Here is a 2,851-nt window from a genome sequence, read left to right as displayed (position 1 = left end):
GATGGCAGATGCTGGTATTTCTTGCTGCTATTGCATTTCTGGTATGGGTATCATGGGCCAGAAAGGAAGGGCATGTGTTTGATGGAGAGTGCTTCAAATGTCACCTGTCACTCAGCGGGCCAAAAACAGTGTTTGTGAAAGACATAGACATACTATGCAAGGACTGTCACAGGGACCTCGGGCTTTCACACCCTTCTAACATGAAGCCATCAATGTCAATGCCCAGGGGTTTCCCATTGGACTGGATGGGCAGAATGACCTGCGCTACATGCCATGACGTCCATGGCAAAGGAGATTTTCTCCTCAGGGGTGGTAACAGGGCCGGCAGGGTATTGTGTTTTTTATGTCACAAAGAATCACTCGGCAAGCACGCTGGCAGCGACCAGCCTGCACACTCAGGAAGGGGATTTGAGGTAATGGATGCAAAAAGCCCGATAGACAGGCTCTCTATTGAATGCCTTAGCTGCCATGACAGCTCACTTGCCAAAATGGGCAGTATAGGGATGGGAACATGGAGCCATGGGACAGGCACAGGACATCCTATAGGGGTCGATTATATGAAGGCGTTTATAAAAGGAGGATATAAACATCCCTCAACTATAAACAAGGCAATCAGGCTCTTTAGTGGAAAGGTCGGCTGTGGCTCATGCCACAACATGTATTCAAAGGAGAAATATAACTTATCAATCAGCAATAAGGGCAGCGCCCTTTGCCTGGCGTGCCATATAAAATAGGAGTGAAATGGGAAACACAGTAGAGGCAGGAAAGATCCAATACCCTAACAGAAGAAGGCATTACTTTATAAACAAGCGGCTTCAGGGGAGAGTCGCCGTGTACTTTCTTGTTCTCGGACTGCTGACAGCTTTAGCCACAGACATCTTTCTCTGGCATTATTCATTCAAAGAGATTAGCAGTTACCTCTACCGTTCTCACCTTCGAGCTGTAAGCCCCTGGGATGTAGTATTCCCGGTTATAGTAAAGACAGTTGTCGTATCCTCTGTTATACTGATTGCTGTAGCCATGCTGATAATCGCTATACTCTCGAGGAAGATTTCTTCAGGGTTACATGGCTTTATAAAGGCCATAGAGGGGTTTGGAGGAGGCGACCTCGCCACTCCGGTTCAGCCTGGAGACATTGAGGGACTTAACGAAAAGTTAGAGGCTGCCCGCATTGCCATAAGAGAACGGCTTGCTACCTTAAATGACATCCAGAAAAATATGAAGACCGTAGCTGCAAGCACAGGAGACCCATCTTATGGCGAAAAGCCCCTGAGAGACTTGGAAAACTTAAGTATGGCTTTTATGAAAAAACTATCAGAATTCAGGTATAATTAAAGCCATGAACGGTGAAATGAACAAGGTTAAGGGCGCTCTTTTAATAGTAATAATCCTGGTTTCCATCATAAGTCTTGGTATGGGGTCAGGAAAGAACGCCATTAACACCCCGAAGGAAAAGTCGGTATGGCCTCCGCCACCTTATGAACCAAAGATTGAGTTTATCCAGAGCATAAAGAGGCCAGATGACATCGGGATTAAGAAAGGCTTTTTCAGGAAAGTCTGGGAGTTCATTGCCGGCAAGAAAGTAGAAGAAATAACAAAACCATTTGGCATAACAACTGACGATAAAGGCAGGCTCTATATTACAGATACTGCATCTCTATCAGTTCATATCTTTGACCTCACAAATGAAAAATATACGCTTATCGAAGGCACTAAATCCAGCCGCTTTGCATCTCCCATCAGTGTTGGCACAGATAAAGATGGCAATATATTTGTGTCAGACTCTGTATTGAGGGGGGTATATGTATTCTCAAGTGATGGCAAATATTTAAGGGATATTGGCACCAAGGATGCATTTCAGAGGCCAACAGGTATTGCTATAGACAGGGCAGCAGGGCTCATTTATATAGTGGATACCCTCGCCTGTAAAATCCATGTCTATACAACTGACGGCCAGTATAAATTCTCTTTTGGAGAAAAGGGGAACGGCAATGGACAGTTTAATTTCCCAACCTTTATTACCATTGCGAGAGATGGGAATCTTTATGTATCAGACACCCTGAACTTCAGGGTCCAGTGCTTTGATAAAAATGGAAAATTCATTTTAAAATTTGGCAAACTCGGCAATGGCACAGGAGACATGGCCAACCCAAGGGGGATTGCCCTCGACAGTGATGGAAATATATACGTAGTGGATAGCATATTTGAGGCCGTTCAGGTCTTTGACAGACAAGGACAACTCCTCCTTGTTTTTGGCAGGTCCGGGATAAGGTCAGGGGAGTTTGCAATTCCTTCTGGAATCTATATAGACCAGAACAACAAAATATATATCGCAGACTCTTATAACAGCAGGGTTCAGGTGTTTAAATACCTTAAGGCAGCAGACACTAAAGTGCACGGGACAAAGGGGACCGAAAAATAGAGATAGAATTGAGAAAGGACATAGAATATCTTTACGTCCAAATGTAGTAAAACCGGCAAAATAGATAGGGAAGGCTGGCGAAGGATTTCTATGCGACACCTTATAAAAAAGACGTTATGGATTTGACAAAAAACATTGAAACTAAAAGGCTAAAACAGAATATAAATAATCTGTCGATTATAGAAATTCTGAGACTGCCTTTCCTATCTCTATCAGTTATTATTTTGTCTTTGGCTTTTCTGGCTGTTGACTCTCTATTGTCAACTGTCGTTTCTTACGCTGGCATTGTCAACACAAAGCACAACCTTTCAGTCACAGGCCCGGGGCCTATTAAGGCTGAGGCAGAAACCGAGATTTGCGTTTTCTGCCATATCCCCCACAATGCCAACCCAGCCGTTCCCCTGTGGAACCATCAGATGCCCAATGCTG

Annotated in this window: 3 protein-coding genes; all 3 read left to right on the top strand. The window is 44.2% G+C overall.

What is annotated here, in order from left to right; genetic code table 11:
- The coding region (locus tag HZC12_09670; protein MBI5026971.1) for a hypothetical protein at window positions 1-734 on the top strand (734 nt) is incomplete at its 5' end.
- A 97-nt stretch (window positions 735-831) separates the two neighbouring features.
- Entirely contained in the window at window positions 832-1,335 is a 504-nt protein-coding gene (locus tag HZC12_09665; protein ID MBI5026970.1) for a hypothetical protein, read from the top strand.
- Window positions 1,336-1,351: 16 nt separating this feature from the next.
- A complete protein-coding gene (locus HZC12_09660; protein ID MBI5026969.1) occupies window positions 1,352-2,422 on the top strand; it encodes a 6-bladed beta-propeller in 1,071 nt (356 codons plus the stop codon).
- The last annotated feature ends 429 nt before the right edge of the window (window positions 2,423-2,851 follow it).

It is taken from the genome of Nitrospirota bacterium, assembly GCA_016214385.1.
In the GTDB taxonomy this organism is placed as follows: Bacteria; Nitrospirota; Thermodesulfovibrionia; order UBA6902; family JACROP01; genus JACROP01.
The sequence above is the reverse complement of the archived record's forward strand: the minus strand, read 5'-3'. Positions and strand labels throughout refer to the sequence as shown.